We start from the raw sequence: 25018 nt of genomic DNA, 5'->3' as shown, positions 1-25018 counted from the left end.
GCTGAATGAGTGACTTGCGGCGGCGGATTGAGCGTGGCATCGACCAGGGACTGGGGCGGGAACCGGCTGACCTCGTCATCAAGAATACACGGTTTCTGAATGTCGTGACCGGTGAGATCGCGCAGGGCGACATCGCCATCAGCGGCGACCGCATCGTCGGCACCTATGAAAGCTATCGCGGCAGGCGCGAGATTGACGGAAGGCAGTTTGTCGCTGTCCCGGGTTTCGTCGATTGCCATCTGCATGTGGAATCGAGCCTGGTCGGGCCGGCGGAGTTCGACCGCTGTGCCTTGCCGCGCGGCACCACGACGGCGATCTGCGATCCTCACGAGATGTGCAATGTCCTCGGGAAGGATGGGCTCGAATTCTTCCTGAAGAGCGCCAAGGAGACCGCCATGGATCTCCGCGTGCAGCTCTCATCCTGCGTACCGGCGACGCATCTGGAGACCGCCGGTGGCCGTTTGCTGGCAGAGGATCTAGTACCCTATCGGAACCATGCCAAGGTCATCGGCCTCGCTGAATTCATGAATGCGCCGGGCATCTTCCATAAGGTGCCGGAGGTGATGGACAAGATCGAGGCCTTCTGGGGCGGACATATCGACGGCCATGCGCCGCTGATGAAAGGCTATGAGCTCAACGCCTATCTCTCCTGCGGCATCCGCAATTGCCATGAGACGACGAGTGCTGCCGAAGCCTGGGAGAAGCTGCGCAAAGGCATGCAGGTCTTCATCCGCGAAGGCAGCGCCTGCAAGGATCTGGCGGCCCTCTCCGGTATCATCAGCACGACGACGGCACCGTTTCTCGGCTTCTGCACCGATGATCGCAACCCGCTCGATATTGCCGAGGAAGGCCATATCGATCATCTCATTCGCGGCGCCATCAAAGCAGGTGCGCCTGTGGCCGACGTCTATCGCCTGGCCACCTGGTCGGCAGCGCGCGGTTTCGGCCTCACCGATCGCGGGCTCATCGCCCCGGGACAACGGGCGGACATCGTGCTGCTCAACGATCTCGACAGCTGCGATGTTGCCCAAGTGATTGCCGGTGGCCATCTGGTGGACGATTCACTGTTCGACGCGCGCCGCATGCCGGCATCTGTCGGTTACGCATCCGTGAAACTGAAAAAGGTTGATGCTGCGATCTTCCGCGTGCCGGCGAGCGGACCCACGGGTCCTGTGATCGGGTTGCGTGAGGGCCAGGTGCTGACCGATTTCCTGACCATGACCCTGCCCTATCGAAATGGCGAGCGGCTGGTCGATCTTGCCAATGACGTGATCAAGGTCTGCGTGCTGGAGCGGCACGGCAAGTCGGGCTCCGTGGGGCGCGGCTTCGTCAAAGGATTGAAGCTGTCGCAAGGCGCCATCGCTTCCTCCATTGGCCATGACAGCCACAATGTCTGCGTGGTCGGCAGCGACGACCAGGACATGGCGGTGGCCGTTAACCGGCTCATCGACCTCGGCGGCGGTTTTGTGCTGGCCCATGGCGGCAAGGTGCTGGCGGAAATGCCGCTGCCGCTCGCCGGATTGATGAGCGATCGCGATTTCCGCACGGTGGCAACCGAGATCAAGGGACTGCGCCGCGCAGTGAAGGAGCTGGGCTGCCCGCTGGCCGAGCCGTTCCTGCAAATGGCCTTCCTGCCCTTGCCGGTTATTCCACACCTCAAAATCACCGATCTCGGCCTCGTCGACGTCGACAAATTCGAGCTGATAGCCGCCTGAAAAGGCTGGCTTATCCGATCCCCACGCCCTGGCTCTTGAACGGGTTCGACAAAGCGCCTAGGTTTCACACCAACAGGTGAATTCTACGAGGATTATGATGGATTTCCGTCAGGGCTTTGTCGACACGATTGGCAACACACCGCTCATCAAACTGAAAAAAGCGTCGGAACTGACCGGGTGCAATATCCTGGGCAAGGCCGAATTTCTCAACCCCGGCGGATCGGTGAAGGACCGTGCTGCACTGGCCATCATCCAGGACGCTGAGGAAAAGGGCCTGATCCGCAAGGGCGGCCTGATCGTCGAAGGCACGGCCGGCAACACCGGCATCGGCCTTGCGTTGGTGGGCAATGCCCGCGGCTACAAGACGCTGATTATCATCCCGGAGACGCAGAGCCAGGAGAAGAAGGACATGCTGCGCTTGGCAGGTGCCGAGCTGCGCGAGGTTCCGGCCCTGCCCTATAAAGATCCCGGCAATTATGTGCGCGTCTCCGAAAGCGTCGCCGAGGAGTTGAAGGAGAGCAATCCGAACGGCGTCATCTGGGCCAACCAGTTCGACAATGTGGCCAACCGTACGGGCCACTACCGCACCACCGGGCCAGAGATCTGGAAGCAGACCGACGGCAAGGTCGATGGCTTCGTCTGCGCGGTGGGTACCGGCGGCACGCTTGCCGGCATCTCGATGTTCCTCAAGGAACAGAACCCCAAGATCAAGATCGGTCTGGCCGATCCCGAAGGTGCCGCCCTCTACAGCTATTTCAAGACGGGTGAACTCAAATCCTCCGGCTCTTCGATCACCGAGGGCATTGGCCAGGGACGCATCACCAAGAATATCGAGGGGACGCCGGTCGATTTCCCCTACCAGATCCCCGACGCCGAAGCCCTGCCGATTGTGTTCGATCTGCTGCGCGAAGAAGGCCTGTGCCTGGGCGGATCGTCAGGCATCAATGTCGCCGGCGCCATCCGTCTCGCCAAGGAATTGGGGCCGGGTCATACCATTGTCACGATCCTCTGCGACTTCGGCACGCGGTATCAATCGAAGCTGTTCAACCCGGCTTTCCTGCTGTCAAAGGGCCTGCCGACGCCGGGCTGGCTCTGACTTGGCCCGGTTGTAAGGTACTTCCACGCCCACTATGATTGGCGCCTAGCAACAAGAAGCGTCGACTGGGATGGAAGAGCTATTTCGCGAAGATTCCTATCTGAAGGACTGTCCGGCCAAAGTGGTCGCGAGCGGTCCAGAGGGCATCCGCCTAGACCGCACGATCTTTTATCCGACGGGCGGCGGTCAACCGGGCGACACCGGACGCCTGCGTTTCGGCGACCACGAGGTTGACATCATCGACACCCGCAAGGGTGCCGAGCCAGGCGAGATTCTGCACATCCCGGCCGAGGGCAGCGCCCTGCCCGATGTCGGCTCTACAGTCACTGCCGAGATCGACTGGGATCGCCGCCATCGGCTGATGCGCATGCATACCTGCCTGCATCTGCTTTGCAGTCTCATCAAGGGCGACGTCACTGGCGGGCAGATCAGCGACGGCAAGGGCCGTCTCGATTTCAACCTCGCCCCGGAGACAATCCTCGACAAGGTCGCCCTCACCGACGCGCTCAATGTACTCATAGCCGGCAACCACGACGTGGTGCCGCGCTGGATCGCCGACGAAGAGCTGGCAGCGCGGCCGGAATTGGTCCGCACCATGTCGGTGAAACCGCCGAGTGGCCAGGGCAAGGTGCGCCTGCTCGACATCGCCGGCGTGGACCTGCAACCGTGCGGCGGCACGCATGTGCGCAACACATCGGAGATCGGCCCGGTCGAGATCGTGAAGATCGAGAGCAAGGGCAAGATGAACAAGCGCATCAATCTCGCGTTCAAATAGATACAGGTTCTTCATGACCAGCAGCTACGCCAACCCGCAATATCTGGTGTCGACCGAGTGGCTTGCGGCCAATCTCCGCCAGCCGGATCTGCGCATCGTCGATGCCACCTATTACCTGCCGATGCAGAATAAAAACGCCCGCGCCGAATATGACGAACGGCATATTCCAGGCGCCGTGTTCTTCGATATCGACGACATCGCCGACAAAGATACCACCCTGCCCCACATGCTGCCGGCACCGGAAAAGTTCGCCTCGCGCGTGCGGCGCATGGGCATTGGCGATGGCAACCGGATCGTCGTCTATGACGGCACCGGCATGATGAGTGCCGCGCGTGTCTGGTGGATGTTCCGCATTTTCGGTGCGAAGGAGGTGGCTGTCCTCGATGGCGGGTTGCCGAAATGGCTCTCCGAAGGCCGGCCAGTGGACGACAATCTGCCAGCCCCGCGCGAGCGGCACTTCAGTGCGCGCCTCGACAATACCCAGGTGCGCAACAAGGCGCAGATGCTGGCCAACATCACCAGCCAGCGCGAACAGGCGCTGGATGCCCGCGCCAGCGGCCGCTTCAATGCCACCGAACCGGAACTCTGGCCCGGCCGCCGCGCCGGTCACATCCCCGGCGCCAAGAACCTGCCTTACACGCAGCTGCTCAAGCCCGACCAGACTTTCCATGACGGCGAGACCTTGAAAGCGAAATTCACTGCGGCCGGTATCGACCTCAAAAAGCCTGTGGTCGCATCCTGTGGTTCCGGCATCACAGCCTCCGTGCTGGCGCTAGGCCTCGGCCTGATCGGCCACCGCGATGTTGCTGTCTATGACGGCTCCTGGGCCGAATGGGGCTTGCCCGGTGATACGCCGGTAGAGCCTTAATTCTCATACCATATTCAAAACGTCATCCCCGGACTTGACCCGGGGATGACGAAGGGACGATGTCCAGTCAGAGCAAATCCCGCTTCACAACCTCGCGCCAGTTGCGGCTGGCGAAGCGTTCGCCGTTCTCATAGGCGTCAAGTTCAGCGGTCATGATGAAATCGTCGAGGGTCGAGGTCATGCGGCAGCTGACCTCAAGGCGAATGTCCCAACCCGGGCGTGACTGCACATAGGTCTGCTTGCATACATAGGACGCGCAAAGCGGCTCGTTGGGCGCGATATTGAGTTCGCGCCGGATATTGTGCAGCACCTCGGTGCCGATATCGTCGAAGCGCTGGCGTCCTTCGCCAAAGACACCTTCGGTATCGGTGATGTTGGTGATACCGCCTGCTACCAGATCGAACACGACCTCGCGCTTGACGCTGCCATCGCTGACCTGGGTGATAGGCGTCGGCCTGCCAGCCACCGGCTTGTCGAAGGGCTCGATGCCGTCGGTCGACTGCGGGCGGCGATGTGGCAATGTGAGGCGGCTGATGCCGGCGACGATGCCGAGTGTCGCCACTTCAGGTGTCGGCCAGATCAGCGGCCAATAGGCGCTGGAAAGCGAAATCCGCAACCGATGTCCGGCCGCAAAGCGATGCCCGCAGGCACTCAATACCAGCTTGAAGCGATAACGCTTGCCAGGTTCGAGCGGCGTCGGATCAGCGTGGCTGTCGCGATGCGTGAGATTGATCACCTGATAGCTGACACGTAGCGCCTTGCCATCCGGCGCCACATCGGAGAGCCGCGCGCAGAGTTGTGCCACCGGCCTGTCGCTGGTGAATTCCAGATCAAGTTCCGGCGCGCCCAGAACCTGCATCGCTTCCTTGAGTGGCGTCGTGTCGAACACGAGCGAGCCGACATCGTCCAGCCGCTGGTCACCCGGCAGTTCGCCAACGCAGCCGGCCCCCATCCATTCGCCGCCAGCCATCCCGACATGCTGTGGCGAGCAAAGCGCCAGAATCTCTTCAGTACCGCCGATGGCGGAAAGGCCGTCCTTGTTCAGATAGAACACTTCCGGCGCGATCCCTGCCGACGGGTAGCTGTCTTCCGCAACCCAGCGACCGGGATGTGCCAATCGCGTGGTTTCGGGAGCCGTGTAATCCTGCAGCCAGGCACGCAGCATCGGACCCTTATCGGCACCATTGTCTTTGTGCTTCAGCCAGCGGTCCCACCAGGCGACCGCATCCTGCAGGAAGCCGATGGCAGGCCCCGGCGTGCCGTCCTGCGGATAGATATGCGCCCACGGACCGATGATACCTTTGCGCGGCACCTTCAGATGCTGGAGCATGCGCGGCACAGCGTTGGTGTAGGAATCCACCCAGCCGCCGATGAGATAAACCGGCACTTGAATAGCATCCCAATCTTCGCAGATCGACCCGTGCTGCCAATAGGCATCGCGACGCTGGTGTTTCAGCCACAACGCCGGCCAGAGCGGCATATTGTCCAAACGCTCGCGCCACTGATCACGCCAGCCAGCGCCCACCAATTCGGGGTCAGCAGGCCTGCCCTGATAGGCCAGCATGATGGTACCCCACCATAGATTGTCGTTGAGCAGGCAACCGCCCATGTAGTGAATATCGTCGGCATAGCGGTCATCCGTCGAGCAGACCGACAGCACAGCCTTCAATGCCTTGGGCCGGCGGGCCGCTACCTGCAGGCAGTTGAAACCGCCCCAGGACTTCCCCATCATGCCGATATTGGCATCGCACCAGGGTTGCGCCGCCATCCAGTCGATGACCTCGAGCGCGTCATCCTGTTCTTGGCGGAGATACTCATCCCACATCAGCCCGTCGCTGTCGCCCGAGCCGCGCTGGTCGACGCGCAGGACCGCATAGCCGCTGCCAGCGAAATAGCCATGCATTGGCTCATCGCGTGAGCGCGTGCCATCGCGCTTGCGATAGGGAATGTATTCAAGGATCGCCGGCACCGGCTTCTGCGGGGCACCTTCGGGCAGCCAAAGACGCGCTGCCAACCGGCAGCCGTCCTTCAGGGTGATCCAAAGATGCTCGGTAATCTCGACTTTCAGCGGCAGATCGACGGCAACGGCCATGAGAGAGTGCTCACTTGGTTTTGGCCGCCCGCTTCTGCAGAAGATTTGTCAGCCAATCCGGGTCCATCTCCGGAACAGATGACAGCAGCAATTCGGTATAGGCCGGGTGTGGTGGCGACAAGACCTTGGTCTTGAGGCCCTGTTGTACCACTTTGCCCTGGTTCATGACCACAATCTCATCGGCGATGGCGCGAACGGTGGCGATATCGTGGGTGATGAAGAGGTAGGAAATGTCGAATTCCGCCTGCAAACGCAGGAGAAGCTTCAGGATTTCTTCCTGGACGATCTGATCGAGCGCCGAAGTGACCTCGTCGCAGATGATGAGGTCAGGCTCCGCAGCCAAGGCACGAGCAATGCAGATGCGCTGCTTCTGGCCGCCAGACATCTCACCCGGCAGACGGTCGATATAGCTTTCGTCGAGTTCGATCATCTTCAGGAGACTGATGATCCGCTCCTCCAGCGCCTTGCCTTTGAGATTGTGATAGAAGGTCAGCGGCCGGCCGATAATGTCATAAACCCTATGGCGCGGATTGAGCGCCGTGTCGGGGCTTTGATAGATCATCTGGATCCGGCGCAAGCTTTCCTTGTCGCGCTGCGCCAGCGCCGGCGGCAGGTCGCGACCATTGAACTTGACCGAGCCTTTGCTGGGTGGCAGCAGGCCGGTAACGACGCGCGCCAGCGTCGATTTGCCCGAACCGGATTCGCCGACCACTGCCACCGTACGGCCACGTGGCACGGAGATCGAGACATCGTCGAGGATCTTCACGGCATTGCCATAGGCGGCATCGACGTGATCGACACGCAGGATCAGATCTTCGGTGGTGGATTCTTCCTTGGCCAGCTTGCGCACGGCCCAGAGAGATTTGGTATAAGCTTCCCTGGGCGCCGCCAGCATCTCGCGGGTCGGCGCTTCCTCGACCAGCTTGCCATGGCGCAACACCATGATGCGATGCGCCATCTGCGCAACGACTGCGAGGTCGTGAGTGATGTAGATCGCCGCTGTGTTGAACTCTTCAACGATGGCACGGATCGAAGCCAGCACCTCGACCTGGGTGGTGACGTCGAGCGCCGTGGTCGGCTCGTCGAAGATGATGAGGTCGGGGCGACAGGTCATCGCCATGGCTGTCATCACGCGCTGCAACTGACCGCCGGAAACCTGATGCGGATAGCGCGACCCGATCGTGGTCGGGTTGGGCAGCCGCAGGCGTCCGTAAAGATCCTTGGCGTCGGCGACGGCGGACGACGTGTCGCGGATGTCGTGTTGTGTTGCCGTCTCGATCGTCTGGTCGATCAGGCGGTGTGCCGGATTGAAAGAGGCAGCAGCGCTCTGCGCTACGTATGAGATGCGCGAACCGCGGAGTTTGCGCCGCTCCTCGTCGGTGGCAGCCAGCAAATCCATGCCGTCGAAGGTAACACTACCGCCATTGAAGCGGCAGCCAGGTCGGGCAAAGCCCATGGCAGCGATGCCAAGCGTGGATTTACCGGCACCTGATTCACCGATCAGGCCCAGCACCTCGCCACGGCGCAGCGTGATATCGACGCCTTTGACGATCTGATGCCAGACATCGTCGCTTTCGCCTTCAATCATCACGCCACGCATTTCCAGGAGGACTTCCCCCTTGGCACGGGTCGCTTGCTTCAGATTGTCATTGCCCATCGCGCAACCCGCTTGTTTTGTGCAGGAACCAGTCGACCACGAAATTGATCGCCACCGTCAGCAAGGCAATTGCGCCTGCCGGCAGCAACGGGGTGATATCGCCATAGATGATCAGCGTGGCGTTCTCTTTCACCATCAGGCCCCAATCCGCGGTCGGCGGTTGCAGACCCAGCCCCAGGAAGGAGAGTGAACTGATGGTCAGGAACACAAAACAATAGCGCAGGCCGAACTCGGTGATGAGCGGTGGCAGAATGTTGGGTACGATTTCGCGGAACACGATCCAGGGCAGTTTTTCACCGCGCAGGCGCGCCGCCTCGACAAAATCGAGAGACACCACATTCATGGAAACGGCTCGGGTCAGGCGGAATACGCGGGTCGCATCCACGACGCCGATGACGATGATGAGGTTGGTCGCGGTCGGCCCCAGGATCGAGAGCATCATCAGCGCGAAAATCAGGCTGGGAATCGCCATCAAGGCATCGACGAAGCGGCTGACGATTTGGTCGAACCAGCCACGCAGGATCGAGGCCATGATGCCGAGAACGCCGCCAGTCAGGAACGAAAACAAAGTTGCGGCGAAAGCGATGCCCATTGAGTTGCGGGCCGCGTAGATCATGCGCGTCAGCATGTCGCGACCGAGCTGGTCGGTGCCGAGCGGGTACATGGCGCTCCATTCCATATAGGAATCGCCCACCACTTCGGCTTCCTTGTATGGGGCTATCGCCGACGCAAAGACTGCGACCAGGATATAGGCCGACAGCACGATCAACCCGAACCAGGCACTCCAGGGCGCCTTCTTCAACTCACGCAGCGCCACAGTCACTTTCGACCGGCGCGCCCGCGGGACCCTTGTTTCTGTCAAAGCTTCAGCCATTCCCCGGTCCCTTCACTACCCCAAATCCAGACTTGCATCCGCCCGTCATCGTGGATGCAGCAGGCGCGGGTTCGTCGCGATCGAAATGATGTCGGCAGTCAGATTGAGTGTAATGTAGGTCGCGGCAAAAATGAGCGCGCAAGCTTGCACCACCGGAATATCGCGCGAGGTTACCGCATCCACCATCAGCTGGCCGATGCCCGGATAGGTGAACACCGCTTCGACCACCACCACGCCGACCACCAGATAGGCAAGGTTGAAGGCGATGACGTTGACGATTGGCGCCCAGGCATTGGGCAAGGCATGGCGCAGGATGACACGCCCCTTGCTCAGGCCCTTGAGGCGCGCCATTTCGATATAGGGACTGGCCAGCAGATTGATGATCGCGGCGCGCGTCATGCGCATCATATGAGCGACGATCACCAAGGTCAGGGTTAGCGCCGGCAAAGCACAGCGCGCAAGGCGCTCCAGCATCGGCGTATCGGCATCGACCGAAGCGAGGCCCGGCAGAAGATGCAGTTTCACCGACAGGAACAGCATCAGCAGGTAGGCCATGAAGAATTCGGGCATTGAGATCGTGGTCAGCGTCACAGCGTTCACCACCTTGTCGAACATGGAGTTTCGATAAAGTGCCGCCATGATCCCCAACGTCAACGCCAGCGGCACGGCTACGAGCGCTGTCAGGCTGGCGAGGAACAGGGTGTTGGCCAGGCGTGGTTCGATCAGCTCTGCCACGGTGCGGCGATAATCGACACGGCTGGCGAAGGATTCACCAAAATCGCCATGGGCGACATCGGAAACCCAATTGATGTAGCGCGTCACCGGCGGCTTATCGAGACCGATTTCCTTCTCGAAAGCCGCACCCGTTTCAGGCGTCCATGCCTGACCCAGGATGGCCTTGGTAAAGTCGCCGGGCAGCATTTCGACCAGCGAAAAGATCACAATCGACACGATGAACAGGGTCAACAGACCCAGTCCCAGCCGTTGCAGAATTGTTCGTGCGATTGGATGCATCACGTCCCCCATCGCCGCAGCGATGTCCCTTGAGCCAAGCTATCCACTATGCATGAGCATTTCCCCAATGGGAATAGATCGGGCTGCAACCTTGCGGTTACAGCCCGATCCAAACCTTAAGTGGGGTTTAGGCCATCCACCAACGTGAGCAGATCTTCATCCCGTCGACATCCCAGTTCGACAGCAGGTCGCCATGAGCAACCGCCTTGGAATGGGCCGAGACGTAGTTGTTGAAGACGATGTTGATGAGACCGCCATCGTCATGCACCAGCTGCTGCATTTCGGCATACTGCTTGGCACGCGTGTCGGAGTTCGTTTCCGAACGGGCGGCAACCAGCAGCTCGTTGAAACGCGGGTTCTTCCAGAACGTGTCGTTCCAGGCCGCATCGGCAGCGTAGGCCGTGGTGAACATCCAGTCGCAGGTCGGACGACCGTTCCAATATGAGGCGCAGAACGGCTTCTTCAGCCAGACGGCATCCCAGTAGCTGTCGGCCGCTTCACGGATGACATTGATGTTGATGCCGGCCTTGGCAGCGCTTTCCTTGAACAGCGTGCCGGCGTCAACCGCGCCAGCGAACGCTGCATCGGACACCGACAGGTCGACCGTGAGGCCCTCCTTGCCAGCTTTCTTCAGCAGTTCCTTGACCATATCCGGGTTGAACGTGTGGATCGGTTCGGGGTTGGTCGCATACTGAACGCTCGGCGCGATCGGGTTGTCGTTGCCGGCGCTCGCATAGCCATGGAACACCTTCTTGGCGATTTCTTCGCGGTCGATGGCGTTCTTCAGCGCGTTGCGGACATCCGGATTGTTGAACGGTTCCATCTGCGTGTTCATCACGAAGATGTAGTGGCCATAGCCGGTCACTTCGGTGACGTTGAGGTCGGGATTCTTCTTCAGGAGATTGACGGTCTTGAGATCGCAACGGTCCATGAAGTGGATTTCGCCCGAGGTCAGCGCGTTGGTACGCGCGGCCACGTCGGCGATGACCTTGAACTCGACGGCATCGAAATAGGACTTGCCGTAGAAGCCGTCAAAGCGCGACAGCTTGGCGCCAACGCCCGGCTCAAACTTGTCGATCTTGTAGGGGCCAGTGCCGACGCCCGATTCCCAATCAACGCCACCGCCATCCTTGGCCGGCATCGTCTTCAAATGATAGTCGCTGACATAGAACGGGAAGTCGGCGTTGCCGCCCTTCAGCGTGAAGACGATGTTATCGCCATCCGCCTTCACTTCCTCGACCGAATCCAGGATCGACTTCGCAGCGGACTTCGAATCCTTGCCCATGTGATGGAGGTAGGACTGCACGACGTCGTTGGCCGTCACGCTCTTGCCGTTGTGGAAGGTGGTGCCGCTGCGCAGCTTGAAGACCCACTTCTTCGCGTCGTCCGACGGCTCGAAGCTTTCGGCGAGATCGCCGACGATGTTGCCGGCCGCATCCATTTCAGTGAGGCTGTTGCCCGAGGCGCCCCAGCCCACGGTGCCCGTCATCTGGTCAGGATAGGTGGCCGGATCCAGCGAATCCGTCGTGGCACCATGGCCCAGACCGATCTTGAACGTGCCGCCCTTCTTGGGCTCCTGCGCGTAACCGGCGCGGCTCAGAACACCCGTCGCCAATGCCGTCGAAATACCCAACGCCGTGGCACGACGCATAAAATCACGCCGCGAGACGCGCTTGTTGAAAGCGGCCTGCTGCAACTCTTCCCATTGATTCATATTTTGACTCTCCCTAACGGCCGAACCGACCGACCCCATGCCGACCGGCGGCAAACCCTGTTACGCGGGCCAGTGCCTACAGGGGCACCAGCTCCATAGTTTTGTTATTAGTTAACCCATCATTAGGGGGCCGCCACAAGTATTCTTGATGATTTACGACATCCCATCATTGCTAAGCGACACAATCGCCGGATCGTGAAGGATTTTTTCAGGCCACACGCACATGCTGGATGGCCAGCGCATCCCTTATTGCGGCGCAGCATGCCGACAGTTCCGCAGCAGCGGCTCGCGAGAAGTGAACTGTGCGCAAGTAGGTGTGCGGAAGCCCTGCGCCACAAGTATAACTGCATGGTATGCCAGCATGACGAAGTCGCTCAGCATAGGCGATGCCGTGCGGCAAAATGGGATCCAGTTCCGCCGTCGCGATGAAGGCTGGCGGCAATCCGGCCAGCGATTTGGCAGAAAGCGGCATCGCATAAGCGTTGTCAGTTAATTGCTGGCCGCCGAAGTATGCCGACAGATAATGACCCAAGGCCTCCGCCGACACGCCACCCGAACTGCCCGGTCCGGCGCCGGCGCGAAGGCCTGGGTAAATAAGTGCCTGAAAGCGGATCACCGGTCCGCCATGATCCCGGATCCACAGGCAAAGCCCCGCCGCGAGATTGCCGCCGGCACTGTCACCGGCAACGGCCAGCCGGTCCGGATCCAGGCCGGCCGCCCTGCCCGCCTTGGCCACCCAATTGACGGCTGCAAGACAATCCATCAGCGCATCGGGAAACACGCTCTCCGGCGACAGGCGGTAGTCTAGGCTGAGCACGGCGACGTTGGCCTCTGCACACAGACGCGCCACCGGCAGATCGTGGCTTTCCGGCGATCCCAGCATCCAGCCGCCGCCATGAAAATAGACAACGATTGGGAGGGCTTGCCCGGACACACCTTGCTGCGGCGGCCGATAGAGCAATGCCCGCCGCGTACCGCCATCTGCCGGGATCATGATGGTTTCGACCGTGACGCCGGCTGGTCGCGGGGCATGATATCGCTGCCAGTAGGAATCATAGATGGCCCGCTGTTCCGCCATCGGCAAAGCATCGTAGGCCGCGGTGAACGTCGCGTCGGAATCGGCGATGAAAGCTGCCACCTCAGGGTCCGCTTGCGGCATCTGGCTTGTGGTACCGGCAGTCATGCTCGCTCCATCTCGCACTTGCCCCATCCCTTGCGCAGGGCGTATTCGACACGGCACTATCCCGGGCGCCGGTCCGGCCGACAACCGAATTCTATCGCCGCCACCAAAATCAGACCGCCAGATTGAGATTGGCAGAAACGTGAACAGCTGAGCCATGACGCCGACGCCTGCCAGCGACCAGACCATGACGATCGGCTTTCTGTTGATGCCGCTCTTCTCCATGATGGCCTTCGTATCCGCCGTGGAACCTTTGCGCGTTGCCAACCGCATGGCCGAGCGCCAGCTTTATCGCTGGGAGGTGTTATCGCGCGATGGCAATCCGGTGACGGCTTCCAACAACATGTCGCTGGCGGCGGATCATTCGATCACCAGCCACCCCAGCTATCCGATGGTAGTGATCTGCGCCAGCTTCAATCCCTTGCGCCATTTCGATGCAACGATGCGGCAATGGCTGCAGCGCCAGAACAGCGCCGGGATCGAACTGGGCGCCATCGATACTGGTGCCTTCCTGCTGGCGCGTGCTGGCCTGCTGGACGGCTACCGCGCCACGACACATTGGGAGAGCCTCGACAGTTTCAGCGAAGCCTTTCCCAAGGTCGAGGTCGAGAATTCGCTTTATGCCATCGACCGCAACCGCTGGAGCTGCGCCGGTGGCACGGCAGCACTCGATTTGATGCTGCACATGATCCGGCGCCAGCACGGACACCGGCTGGCGGCGGCCGTGTCAGAACAGTTCATCCATCCCGAAATTCGTGGTCCCGGCGACCGGCAGCGCATGGAACCCAAGGAGCGCCAGGGCATCAGCCATGCCGGCCTCTCGCGCGTCATCAAGCTGATGGAATCGCGCCTCGAGGAGCCTGTGATGAGTGCCGCCCTCGCCAAGACGGCCGGCATGTCGCTGCGGCAGTTGGAACGGCTGTTCGACCGCTATTTCGGCATGTCGCCGCGCCGCTACTATCTCGACCTGCGCCTGCAACGGGCGCGTTCGATGCTGCAATATACCGACATGTCGATTGTCGAAGTGGCGGTCGCCTGCGGATTCGGCTCGGCCGCGCATTTTTCGCGCAGCTATCACGGCTGGGCCGGCAAGGCGCCAAGTGCTGAGCGCCGCCGGCCGGCGCTGGGGATCATGCCTGTTCTTCGCTAGTGCGAGAAATCGCTGCCGACGAAATTAGTCAAGTGCTTGTCGAAATGCGTCAACCCGGAAAAGGCGCCCCGCGCCAGCATCCGGCCAGCCAGAATCTCGTGCCGCAACTGAAAGAGCCAGCCATGAACTACGAAGTGATCGTCACCTGCGCCGTCACCGGCGCCGGCGATACCGTCGGCAAGCACCCGGCCATTCCCGTGACCCCGAAGCAGATCGCCGACGCCGCCATCGAGGCCGCCAAGGCCGGTGCCACCGTGGCGCATTGCCATGTGCGCGATCCGGAAACTGGCAAGGGCAGCCGCGACGTGAACCTCTATCGCGAGGTCGTCGACCGCATCCGTTCATCGGGCACCGACGTCATCATCAACCTCACCGCCGGCATGGGTGGCGATCTTGAAATCGGTGCGGGCGAAGAGCCCTTCAAGTTCGGCAAGGCCACCGACCTTGTTGGCCCGATGGAACGCCTGGCGCATGTCGAAGCGCTGCTCCCGGAAATCTGCACGCTCGATTGCGGCACGCTCAATTTCGGCGATGGCAACTATACCTATATCTCGACGCCCAACATGCTGCGTGCCGGCGCCAAGAAGGTGCAGGAACTCGGCGTGAAGGCTGAGCTCGAAATCTTCGATACCGGTCATCTGTGGTTTGCCAAGCAGATGCAGAAGGAAGGCCTCTTGGGCGATAATCCGATGTTCCAGCTGTGCCTGGGCATTCCATGGGGCGCGCCTGCCGACACCACGACGATGAAAGCCATGGTCGACAATCTGCCCCAGGGCGCCATCTGGGCCGGGTTCGGCATCGGCCGCATGCAGATGCCGATGCTGGCACAGGCTTTGCTGCTCGGCGGCCATGTGCGTGTCGGCCTCGAGGATAATATTTGGCTCGACAAGGGCGTGCCGGCCTCGAACGCGTCGCTTACCGACCGTGCCTGCGAAATCATTTCGCGCCTCGGCGCCCGCCCCCTCACCCCGGCCGAAGGCCGCAAGAAGCTCGGTCTCAAGACTCGCGGCTAATCCAGTAAGGACGAACGAACATGATCTCCAACATCAAGAAGTGCGCCATCGTCGGCACCGGCGTCATCGGCAGCGGCTGGGCAGCACGTTTCCTCGCCGCAGGTCTCGACGTCGTGGCCTGGGACCCTGGCAAGGGTGCTGAAGCACAGCTGCGCGCCAACGTCGCCAATGCTTGGCCCGCCCTGGAGAAGGTCGGCCTGAAGCCAGGCGCCTCGCAGAGCCGCCTCACTTTCGTCGCCACCGTCGAAGAAGCCGTTCGTGACGCAGACTTCATCCAGGAGAGTGCGCCGGAACGCGAAGATCTGAAGGTCAAGCTGCACGCCCAGGTAACGGCGGCGGCAAAACCCGACGCCATCATCGGCTCCTCGACCTCCGGCCTGCTGCCGACCGATTTCTACAAGGAAGCCAAGAACCCGGAACGCTGCCTGGTCGGCCATCCGTTCAACCCGGTCTATCTATTGCCGCTGGTGGAAGTCTGCCCCAGCAAGTGGACCTCGCCCGAGGCGGTGCAAGTTGCCATCGCTTTCTACAAGAGCCTGGGCATGCGCCCGCTCCATGTGCGCAAGGAAGTCCCCGGCTTCCTCGCCGATCGTTTGCTGGAAGCGGTGTGGCGCGAAGGCTTGCACATGGTGAAGGATGGCTATTGCACCACCGGCGAACTCGACGACGCGATCCGCTTCGGCTTTGGCATCCGCTGGTCGTTCTTCGGCATGTACATGATCTATCACATGGCGGGTGGCGAAGCCGGCATGCGCCATTTCATGGAGCAGTTCGGCCCAGCGCTGGACCTGCCCTGGACGCATCTCAAGGCACCGCCGCTCACGGAAGACCTCATCGATAAGATTGTCGAGGGCACGGAGACGCAGGCCGGCAAGCACTCGATCAAGGAACTCGAGCGCCTGCGCGACGATTGCATCATCAGCGTCATCAGCGCGGTCACTGAAGCCAAGGCCAAGCATGGCTGGAAGTACGAGGATTGAGGGATGAGCGCCCCGCTCCGCCTGCATCGCGAGGTGGTCCAGCCCGGCTGGGTCGATTACAACAACCACCTCAATGACGCCTATTATCTGGTGATCCTCAGCCACGCCACGGACGCGCTGATGGATCACATCGGGCTCGATGCGGCGGGGCGGGAGCGCACCAAATGTTCGCTGTTCACGGCCGAGCTGCACCTCAACTACCTGAAGGAAGTGAAAGGTGGCGCCACGGTTCGTGTCGATACGCAGATTCTGGGCCTCGACGCCAAGCGCCTGCACATCTTCCACACGCTGCATGTCGGTGACGACGTTGAAGCCGCGGCTACCAACGAGCAAATGCTGCTGCATATGGATATGACCGGTCCGCGCGTTGCACCGTTCCAGCCGGACGTGCTGGCGAAGCTCGAAGCAATCGCCAAAGAACACGCGGCCTTGCCTAAGCCGGCGAATGCCGGCCGGTCGATCGGACTACCGCCTAAGAAGGGGTGAAGACCATGAATTTCGGACTGACCAGCGAGCAGCAGATGCTCGTCGAGGCAACCCGTGCCTTCGTGGAGGCCGAACTCGTCCCCTACGAGAATGAGGTCGAGAAGACGGACCAGGTGCGCCCCGAACTGATCCACCAGATCCATGAACGCGCCATCAAGTCCGGCTTCTACGCACCCAACATGCCGGAAGAGCTGGGCGGTGGCGGTCTCGATCACGTGGCACTCACCTTGCTCGAGCGGGAATTGGGCCGCACCAACTATGCCCTGCAATACGCAGTGCATCGTCCCAGCAACATCCTGCGTGCCTGCAATGACGAACAGAAGGAACGCTATCTGCTGCCGACCATCCGCGGCGAGCGCATCGAATGCCTCGGCATCACTGAGCCGGATGCCGGATCAGATGTCCGGTCAATGAAGACCCGCGCGGCGGCCGAGGGCGACGATTTCGTCATCAACGGAACCAAGCACTTCATTTCTTACGCCGACGTCGCCGACTACATCATTCTGTTTGCCGCATCCGGCATTGAGGACACCAAGCGAGGCCCGAAGAAGCTGATCACCAGCTTCCTTGTCGACAAGGATACGCCAGGCCTTGAGGTTCGCATGGGGTCCCGTTCGGTCAGCCACCGCGGCTTCCATCATTGCGAACTCAATTTCACCGATTGCCGTATCCACAAGCGCCAGGTGCTGGGCGAAGTTCACCATGGCTTCGATGTCGCCAACACCTGGCTGGGTGCCACGCGCCTCACGGTGGCCGCGCAATGCGTCGGCCGGGCGCAACGGGCGATGGAAATGGCGATTCAATGGGCCGCCACCCGCAAACAGTTCGGGCAAGCCATCGGCAAGTTCCAGGGCGTCTCATTCAAGCTTGCCGACATGGCGACCGAAATCGAGGCCGCCAATCTGCTGGTGATGCAGGCGGCTTGGAAGACTGTCGAAGGCACCGTTCAGGACCAGGACTACGCCATCGCCAAGCTGTTCTCGACCGAGATGCTGTCCCGTGTCGCCGACCAGGCCGTGCAGATTTTCGGCGGCATGGGGTTGATGGAGGAAACGGGGGTCGAACGCTTCTGGCGCGATGCACGGGTGGAACGCATCTGGGACGGTACCTCCGAGATTCAACGGCACATCATCTCGCGTGCATTGCTGCGGCCGTTCGAAGCCTAAATACACTCATAAGTATTGGGCATAAATATTGGACGAAACACCCGCGAATTCGTCGTAAAATCCTTATCGAGACGTTAAGGCGCGATAGGACCGGGGGGTTTTCAACGAATCCCGGCTAATCTTCACACATCGATATGCAGATTCGGACCTTTCGCCCCTGCTGTTCCTTCATCGCTGGCGTACATGTTTCGTCAGACATTGATAAGGAAAACCGCCGCCATGGCGCAGCTTGTGAAGATCGGCAACTATCTGGTTGAAATCGACGGCACCCATTTGGCGTTCTTCGACGCCAATGGCAACCAGCAAGGCCATCCGCAGGACCTGAGCCAGGACGCCCAGATCACCCTGCCCGACGGCACGCCCCTGCCGCAGGATCAGCTGGCCGACCTTCTCGCTGGCAATGAAGATGCCTTGGCGAGTTTCAAGACCGCTGCCGGCGCACCTGGCAGCACAGATTTGCCGGCGACAGAGACTGACAGCGGCGGCGGCCGGTTTGCCGCCTTTGAGGATCAGCAGGGCATTGGTGGCCTCAAATCCGTTGGCGGCCTGAAGCAGACCGAGCTTCCCGACGATCCCGATCAGCCGGCGGCCGGCGAGAAGCCTGGCCCCGAGGCCCAACTGACCCTGGCCGACATCGCAGCGACGATAGCGCCGACGGTCGAAGGCGAAGCACTACGCACGCCAGAAGATTCGATCTTGGAAGGCTCAGTCGTTGGGCACGATGTCGATGGCGGCACGCTCACCTATGTCCTCGTTGATGCGCCCCAGCATGGCACGGTCGAGTTCCGCAGCGACGGTACTTTCACCTATACGCCGGCTCAGGATTACAACGGCCCGGATCAGTTTACGTATAAGGCCAATGACGGCACGGCGGACAGCAACGTCGCCAGCGTCGACATCACCGTACAGCCGGTCAATGATTTGCCGGTCGCCGATGACAATTCACTCATCATTGCCGAAGACAGCATCGTCAACAGCGCGGTCACCGGTAGCGATGTCGATGGCGATGCCCTGAGCTTCAACCTGGTCGGTGCCCCGCAGCATGGCACACTCGTGTTCAGTGACGATGGCACCTTCACCTATACACCGGACGCCGATTTCAACGGCACTGACAGCTTCACCTACCGTGCCAACGATGGTACGGCAGGCGGCAATGTCGCGACCGTCACGATCGACGTTCGCCCGGAAAATGACCTGCCGGTATCGCAGAGTGGAATCCTCACCCTCGCCGAAGACAGCATCACCAACAGCAGCGTGCATGCCAGCGATGTCGATGGCGACAGCTTGACCTATAGTCTGGTTGACCAGCCGCAGCATGGCACGCTCGCCTTCCATGATGATGGCACATTCACCTATACCCCGAACGCCGATTACAACGGCCCGGACAGCTTCACCTTCAAAGCCAATGACGGCACCGGCGACAGCAATGTCTCCAAGATCGATATCAATGTTGCGCCGATCAACGATCTCCCAGTGGCGCAGGACGGCAAGTTCACCATCGCCGAAGATTCGATCATCAAAAGTGCTGTTGCGGCTACCGATATCGACGGCGACGCAATGAGCTATGCGCTCGTCGGCCAGGCCGCCCATGGCACGGTCAGCTTCAAGAGTGATGGCACTTTCACTTATACCCCGAACGCCGACTATCATGGCACCGACAGCTTCACCTATCGCGCCAATGACGGGACCGGCAACAGCAATCTGGCCACGGTTGAAATCCAGGTGAAGCCGGTCAATGATCTGCCTGTCGCCGAGAACGGCACACTGACGATAGCAGAAGACAGCTTCGTCAAAAGTGCGGTCCATGCGAGCGACGTTGACGGTGACACTGTGACCTATGCGATGGTCGGCCAGCCGGCCCATGGCACGATCACCTTCAATACCGACGGCACCTTCACCTATAAGCCGGACGCTAATTTCAACGGTACCGATACCTTCACCTATAAAGCCAATGACGGCCAGGGTGATGGCAATGTCGCGACTGTGACACTCAAGGTGACACCGGTCGACGATGCGCCGGTCGTGACCTCGCAAGGCGGCGAAACCGACATTCATGTTACGCGTGTCAGCGTCGAGCAGAATCCGTTCGGCGACAACAAGGTCGGCGACTATCTGGCCGCCGGCGGGGCTGACAGCAAGGCCGTCAACCCCGGCATGATCAACGGCGTCAATCCAGCCAACCTGACCTTGAGCCAGGCGGCGGATGTCAAAGTGAGCTTCGTCTCCGAAGGTGCTGGCTACAAATCCATGGTTGGCACCTACACTTTCGATGCCAAGGGCAATATCGATCCCGCCAGCGTCAAGTTCCTGTGGCTGGATGCGACGCAGCTGACGCAGAACAAGGCCGGCGGTGTCCTGGAGAAAGATTTCCTAGGCAACACGCAACCGCAGGACATTTCGCTGGGCAATCTTGCTGCCGACACCAAGATGGGCTTCTTCATCATCGCCGACGGCGCCAGCCAGTCCGACAACGTCAAAGCCCTGGCGGCGGTATCCGGCGTCGACAGCAAGACCGACAATGCGGCAAACGATCTGGCTGCCATCAATCAGCATGTGACCTTCGCAAAGGATGCCAACGGCAATGGCCAGATCCTGCTCGACGGCAAGGCGCTGACCGGCAACGTCTATTTCACCCACGACACGACGTTGAACACCGACAACAACAAGAACGATATCGAGCACACCTTGTCGGGCGTCACCACCAAGGCTGACGGCAAACTTTATATCGGCTTCGAGGATCTGGCCGGCGGTGGCGACAAGGATTATGACGACGTCATCATCAAGGTTGATATCGGTGACTACAACGTCAACAAGCTGTCGCAGGTCTCAACGCAGCCTTCCGTACATCTCAGCGACATCGACAGCACGCATCTCTTCAACGCCGTCGTCACCACCAGCGGCTTTCTGGCCGGCGACACACTCAACATTCCCTCAAGCAGCCTGTTCATAGTGACCAGCGTGGCTCACGGCAATGACGTGACCTATACGATCACGCCCAAGGCTGGCTTTGAAACTGTGGCGGCGTTCGAGGACTTCCTCAACCACGCCTTCTTCTCGACATCGAACGCAGAAGATGGGCATCGCACGATCACTTATCAGGTCACCGATGCCGAAGGTCTGACGTCAAATATCAGCGCAGCTGACGTGCATGTGACCAGCAGCTACGAAATCTCCTCGACCGAACTCAACAGCCTTCATCATCTGGGCTCGGGCGATGATACGCTCTATCTCAAGAAGGATTTCAACACGGCTCTCGACATGGGCGAGGGAACGGATACCGTTCACCTCCAGCATGGCAACATGACTTTTGGGTCACCTGAAGCGAAGCTGCTCGACAATGTTGAAGTGGTCGACGCAACTGGCGCCGGTAACAACAAGGTCGCCATCTCGGCGGCCGACGTTCTCGACATGACCGATGGTGATCATCATCTGACAATCCTCGGCCAGAAAGGCGACTCACTGACGCTGACCGGCGACGGCGTTCATACCTGGACAGCCACGGATCACGGCGCCGACTTCACGACCTACACCTACAATGACGGCGTCCATCAGGCGATTGTCGAGGTCAGCAATCAGATGCAGCAGACCGTCGCGTAAGGCACGCATAATATAAAAAAAGGGGCGCTCAGCGATGGCCGAGCGCCCCTTTTTTTTATCGTCCAGATATTGCTCAGCCGCCTTTGAAGTCGGCCTTGCGCTTTTCGGCGAAGGCTTTGACACCCTCCTTGGCATCTGACGAGGAATCGGCGGCTTCGTAGGTTTTCATGGTACCGGAACGGATCAGCTTGAAACTGTCTTCGACCGAGACGGCTTCCATCGACCGCACGCATTCTTTCAGCGCCTGAACGGTCAAGGGCGCACCAGTGGCCATGAGATCGGCCCATTCGCGCGCCGTTTCCATCAACTTGTCCTTGGGCACCACTTTGTTGACCAGGCCGTAATGCATCGCTTCCTGCACAGGCATGCGCCGGCCGATGAGCAGGATTTCCATGGCGATGTTGTAGGGCAAGCGCTTCGGAAGTCGCTGCACGCCGCCGGAATCCGGCACGATGCCGAGCGGCAGTTCCGGCAGCGAGAATTCCACATGCTCAGACGCGATGATGAGATCGGCAGCCAGCGCCAACTCCCAGCCACCGCCGATGCACAGGCCATTCACCGCGGCGATCACCGGCTTGTTGAGATCCCATAGCTCGGTGAGGCCGGCAAAGCTGCCAGGGCCGTAATCATGCTTCCACCATTTGCCGACCAGGTTCTGGGCGGCAGCGGCCTTCAGATCCCAGCCGGCAGAGAAGATCTTCTCGCCGGCCGCCGTGACGATGCCGACGCGCAGATCCGGATCGTCGCGCAGCAAACAGAACGCATGGCCCAGTTTGCGTGACGTCTCGATGTCGATCGCGTTCACTTTCGGCCGATCGAGCGTGATTTCCAATACATGGCCACGGCGCTCAACTCTGACGGCTTCGGTCATTTCAGATATCCTCTTTCACTCGCCGAACTACACCATCCTGCATAGGCGGCGCACTATGGATCGAATGACGAATTCCGACAAGACCCGCAGGAAATACGACATGGCGCTACTTGCCGAGGCTGCGTCGATCTCCCTCCGTCATCAGCCGCGCGGCCCGGCCATTGGTAAGGTAGGACCACAGCCAATCGATTGCGACTGAGAGGCGATTGCGGAAGTCGATCAGGAAGAAAACATGGATCAGCCCCCAGAACCACCAGGCCAGGAAACCTGAAAAACGCACCCAGCCGAGGTCGACCACCGCCTCCCCGCGGCCGATGGTGGCGAGGTTGCCCTGGTCGCGATAGCGGAAGGGGGTTGCACCGGCCCGCCCCATGACCCGCTCGGCGATGAGGGTAGCGACATAGTGGCCCTGCTGTTTGGCCGCGGGGGCCACCCCGGGCACTGGCCGGCCATTGGCGCCATCAAGCACCGACGCATCGCCGATCACGAAGACGGAGGGTGCGTTTGGGACTGAGAGATCCGGCAACACCTTGACGCGCCCTGCCCGGTCGAGCGGCACGTCGCCGCCGAGCCAGGCACCGACCGGCGATGCTTTGACGCCGGCCGCCCAGACGATCGTGCGGCAGGGGATCGTCTCGCTGCCGAGCGTGACATGGGTCGCCGCGCAGTCGGTGACGGCATCGCCCGTGCGAACCACCACACCCAGCCGCGCCAGGCCTTCGCGGGCCTTCTGGGAGAGCTTTTCCGGCATCGCTGCCAGCACCCGCGGTCCCGCCTCGATCAGGATCACCTTGGCAGTCGAGGTGTCGATATGGCGAAACTCTCCGGCCAGGGTCCAGCGCGCCAACTCGGCGATGGCGCCGGCCATTTCGACACCGGTAGGCCCACCGCCGACAACACAGAAGGTCAGCAAGGCATCGCGTTCAGCGGCCGACGTGGTGATCTCGGCGCGCTCGAAGGCGTCCAGGATACGCCGCCGGATCGCCGTGGCGTCATCCAGCGATTTCAGCCCAGGTGCTGCGTCCTGCCATTCATCGCGGCCAAAATAGGCGTGGGATGCTCCGGTCGCGATGACGAGATAGTCGAAAGCGATCGGCCCTGCTTCCGGTGTCATGACCTGGCGCGCGGCGAGATCGATGCCGGTTACCTCATCCAGGATGATCTCCACATTGCGCTGGTGCCGGAGGATGGTGCGGATCGGTTGCGCGATCTGGGCCGGGGACAGGGCAGCGGTCGCAACCTGATAGAGCAGCGGCTGAAACAGATGGTGGTTGCGCCGGTCGATCAGGATCACGTCGACCTCGGCCTTGCGGAGGCCAACGGCCGCCGACAAGCCGCCAAAGCCACCACCCAGGATGACGACCCGGGGTCGCTTTGCTGTATCGCCCATCCAGCCACACTCCCTATCCGCTACAATTTTGCCGCCATTCTGGCCGGATTGGAGGCTGCCGACAACTGCGTGACGTGAACCAAGCCCGTTGGCCATCCGTAGAATGATCAATCATGGACACGCCATCACAGGAAACCGGCACAATCGGCCTGGATCACATTCTGGAACGCGTCGCCGCCAGCGATAGCGCTGCCTTTGCCGAGCTTTATGACCGGACCTCGGCGCATCTTTTCGGCCTTGCCCTGCGTATCCTTAAAAGACGCGATTGGGCCGAAGATGCTCTGCAGGAGACTTATTTGTCGATCTGGCGCAAGGCTTCCCACTATCACCGCGACCAAGGCAGCGCCAAGGGCTGGCTGGTCGTTCTGCTGCGCAACCGCGCTCTCGACCGGCTGCGGCGGGAGACGGTGCGCGGCGGCAAGATCACCGGCGAGATCAATGACGAGATCCGCGACGACGCCCCCTCGCCGCTCGACCTCGCCTGTGCTGGTGCCACCGGACGCCGCCTGCAGGATTGCCTCAACGCCCTCGAGGACAGCCCGCGCCATGTCCTCCAATTGGCGTATTGGGACGGGCTCACCCACGAAGAACTCAGCCAGTGCCTCAGCGTGCCTTTGGGCACCGTCAAAAGCTGGATCCGCCGCAGCCTTGCTAAACTCAAGACCTGCCTTGACCTATGACATCCTCAACCACCACCAATCCGGACGATGCCGACCTCACAGCAGCGGAATTCGTTCTTGGGACGCTGTCGGATGCGGAGCGGCGGACGTTGGAGACCCGCTTTGCCTATTACCCACAGTGGCGCATGCTGGTCGGGCACTGGGCTGACCGACTGCTGCCGTTGGCCGAGGCGATAGCTCCCGTGACACCATCGCCAGCGCTGCGCGCCCGCATTATGGCCGCTACCAAGGCAGTGCCGTTTACCAGCACGCGCAACTGGCCACGAGCCGCCTCATGGTGGAAACTGATCTGGGCATCCGCCGCTGTTGCCGTGTTGACCGTGGCACTCATGCTATGGCAACAGGTACCGCGCCCGACCGAGATCGCGGCCTTGGGTGATGCCGACAATCCAAAGGTGGTGAGCATCGCGGCTACACCCGAAGCGCATGAGATTGTCGTCTCCGCCGGCCTGCCTTTGCCACCAGAGAGAAAATCCTTCGAGCTTTGGGTCATTCCCGCAGATGGGACGCCGCGCTCGCTGGGTATCATTGCCGGCGCCACCGACAGCACCTTAAGGCTGCCAGCCATGTTACGCCCCTTCATTGCCCGCGACAGCGTTTTGGCGATCAGTATCGAACCGATCGGCGGATCACCGACGGGATTGCCCACGGGGCCGGTGGTTCTCTCCGGCAAGATCGTCTCGGCGTCCCGCAACTGACC

At 60.9% G+C, this 25018-nt stretch carries 20 protein-coding genes; 12 read left to right on the top strand and 8 right to left on the bottom strand.

Annotation, left to right across the window (positions count from 1 at the left end):
* The first annotated feature begins 5 nt into the window (after positions 1 to 5).
* From ade to sseA, 4 genes are all read left to right on the top strand, one after another.
* A complete protein-coding gene (ade, locus tag AC1DWZ_RS23665; RefSeq protein WP_477171421.1) occupies positions 6 to 1715 on the top strand; it encodes an adenine deaminase in 1710 nt (569 codons plus the stop codon).
* 97 nt (positions 1716 to 1812) lie between these two features.
* Positions 1813 to 2811: a cysteine synthase A gene (locus AC1DWZ_RS23660; protein ID WP_477171420.1), complete on the top strand. Its 999-nt coding sequence runs from the start codon at positions 1813 to 1815 to the stop codon at positions 2809 to 2811.
* A gap of 70 nt (positions 2812 to 2881) precedes the next feature.
* Positions 2882 to 3586 (top strand): alanyl-tRNA editing protein, encoded by a 705-nt coding sequence (locus AC1DWZ_RS23655; protein ID WP_477171419.1) that lies wholly within the window; start codon positions 2882 to 2884, stop codon positions 3584 to 3586.
* A gap of 13 nt (positions 3587 to 3599) precedes the next feature.
* Positions 3600 to 4454, top strand: coding sequence for a 3-mercaptopyruvate sulfurtransferase (sseA, locus tag AC1DWZ_RS23650; RefSeq protein ID WP_477171418.1), 855 nt, complete (start codon positions 3600 to 3602; stop codon positions 4452 to 4454).
* Positions 4455 to 4521: 67 nt separating this feature from the next.
* On the opposite strand, the gene AC1DWZ_RS23645 is transcribed toward sseA, so the two are convergent.
* The 6 genes from AC1DWZ_RS23645 to AC1DWZ_RS23620 form a co-directional block, all read right to left on the bottom strand.
* Complete coding sequence (locus AC1DWZ_RS23645; RefSeq protein ID WP_477171417.1) at positions 4522 to 6546, bottom strand: CocE/NonD family hydrolase; 2025 nt, start codon at positions 6544 to 6546, stop codon at positions 4522 to 4524.
* A 10-nt stretch (positions 6547 to 6556) separates the two neighbouring features.
* The gene (locus AC1DWZ_RS23640; protein WP_477171416.1) at positions 6557 to 8203 is read right to left on the bottom strand and encodes an ABC transporter ATP-binding protein; all 1647 of its coding nucleotides are present in this window, start codon (positions 8201 to 8203) and stop codon (positions 6557 to 6559) included.
* The gene (locus AC1DWZ_RS23635; protein ID WP_477171415.1) at positions 8193 to 9077 is read right to left on the bottom strand and encodes an ABC transporter permease; all 885 of its coding nucleotides are present in this window, start codon (positions 9075 to 9077) and stop codon (positions 8193 to 8195) included. Before AC1DWZ_RS23635 ends, AC1DWZ_RS23640 begins: the two co-directional genes overlap by 11 nt.
* 45 nt (positions 9078 to 9122) lie before the next feature.
* Positions 9123 to 10091, bottom strand: coding sequence for an ABC transporter permease (locus tag AC1DWZ_RS23630; RefSeq protein ID WP_477171414.1), 969 nt, complete (start codon positions 10089 to 10091; stop codon positions 9123 to 9125).
* Between the two features lie 127 nt (positions 10092 to 10218).
* On the bottom strand, positions 10219 to 11805 hold the full coding sequence (locus tag AC1DWZ_RS23625) for an ABC transporter substrate-binding protein (RefSeq protein ID WP_477171413.1): 1587 nt from the start codon (positions 11803 to 11805) through the stop codon (positions 10219 to 10221).
* Positions 11806 to 12013: 208 nt separating this feature from the next.
* Positions 12014 to 12988, bottom strand: coding sequence for an alpha/beta hydrolase (locus AC1DWZ_RS23620; protein ID WP_477171412.1), 975 nt, complete (start codon positions 12986 to 12988; stop codon positions 12014 to 12016).
* A gap of 154 nt (positions 12989 to 13142) precedes the next feature.
* Here AC1DWZ_RS23620 and AC1DWZ_RS23615 point away from each other — a divergent pair, with 154 nt between their 5' ends.
* The 6 genes from AC1DWZ_RS23615 (at position 13143) to AC1DWZ_RS23590 (ending at position 21377) form a co-directional block, all read left to right on the top strand.
* On the top strand, positions 13143 to 14135 hold the full coding sequence (locus AC1DWZ_RS23615) for a GlxA family transcriptional regulator (protein ID WP_477171411.1): 993 nt from the start codon (positions 13143 to 13145) through the stop codon (positions 14133 to 14135).
* Positions 14136 to 14179: 44 nt separating this feature from the next.
* Entirely contained in the window at positions 14180 to 15148 is a 969-nt protein-coding gene (cdhC, locus tag AC1DWZ_RS23610) for a 3-dehydrocarnitine:acetyl-CoA trimethylamine transferase CdhC (RefSeq protein WP_477171410.1), read from the top strand.
* Positions 15149 to 15168: 20 nt separating this feature from the next.
* Positions 15169 to 16128 carry an L-carnitine dehydrogenase gene (locus AC1DWZ_RS23605; RefSeq protein WP_477171409.1) on the top strand — a complete coding sequence of 320 codons (960 nt, stop codon included), beginning with the start codon at positions 15169 to 15171 and terminating at the stop codon, positions 16126 to 16128.
* Between the two features lie 3 nt (positions 16129 to 16131).
* On the top strand, positions 16132 to 16614 hold the full coding sequence (locus AC1DWZ_RS23600) for a thioesterase family protein (protein ID WP_477171408.1): 483 nt from the start codon (positions 16132 to 16134) through the stop codon (positions 16612 to 16614).
* 5 nt (positions 16615 to 16619) lie between these two features.
* Complete coding sequence (locus AC1DWZ_RS23595) at positions 16620 to 17780, top strand: acyl-CoA dehydrogenase family protein (protein ID WP_477171407.1); 1161 nt, start codon at positions 16620 to 16622, stop codon at positions 17778 to 17780.
* 219 nt (positions 17781 to 17999) lie between these two features.
* On the top strand, positions 18000 to 21377 hold the full coding sequence (locus AC1DWZ_RS23590; RefSeq protein WP_477171406.1) for a tandem-95 repeat protein: 3378 nt from the start codon (positions 18000 to 18002) through the stop codon (positions 21375 to 21377).
* Between the two features lie 73 nt (positions 21378 to 21450).
* On the opposite strand, the gene AC1DWZ_RS23585 is transcribed toward AC1DWZ_RS23590, so the two are convergent.
* Both AC1DWZ_RS23585 and AC1DWZ_RS23580 read right to left on the bottom strand, forming a co-directional pair.
* Complete coding sequence (locus AC1DWZ_RS23585; RefSeq protein WP_477171405.1) at positions 21451 to 22248, bottom strand: carnitinyl-CoA dehydratase; 798 nt, start codon at positions 22246 to 22248, stop codon at positions 21451 to 21453.
* Between the two features lie 106 nt (positions 22249 to 22354).
* Complete coding sequence (locus tag AC1DWZ_RS23580) at positions 22355 to 23638, bottom strand: NAD(P)/FAD-dependent oxidoreductase (RefSeq protein ID WP_477171404.1); 1284 nt, start codon at positions 23636 to 23638, stop codon at positions 22355 to 22357.
* A 113-nt stretch (positions 23639 to 23751) separates the two neighbouring features.
* Between AC1DWZ_RS23580 and AC1DWZ_RS23575 the strand changes: the two genes are divergently transcribed.
* Positions 23752 to 24318: a sigma-70 family RNA polymerase sigma factor gene (locus AC1DWZ_RS23575; RefSeq protein ID WP_477171403.1), complete on the top strand. Its 567-nt coding sequence runs from the start codon at positions 23752 to 23754 to the stop codon at positions 24316 to 24318.
* Entirely contained in the window at positions 24315 to 25016 is a 702-nt protein-coding gene (locus AC1DWZ_RS23570; protein ID WP_477171402.1) for an anti-sigma factor, read from the top strand. Before AC1DWZ_RS23575 ends, AC1DWZ_RS23570 begins: the two co-directional genes overlap by 4 nt.
* The last annotated feature ends 2 nt before the right edge of the window (positions 25017 to 25018 follow it).

Source organism: Dongia sp. P2_B8 (assembly GCF_056404715.1).
Note: the sequence above shows the minus strand (reverse complement) of the source record. Positions and strands in the feature narration are given on the sequence as shown.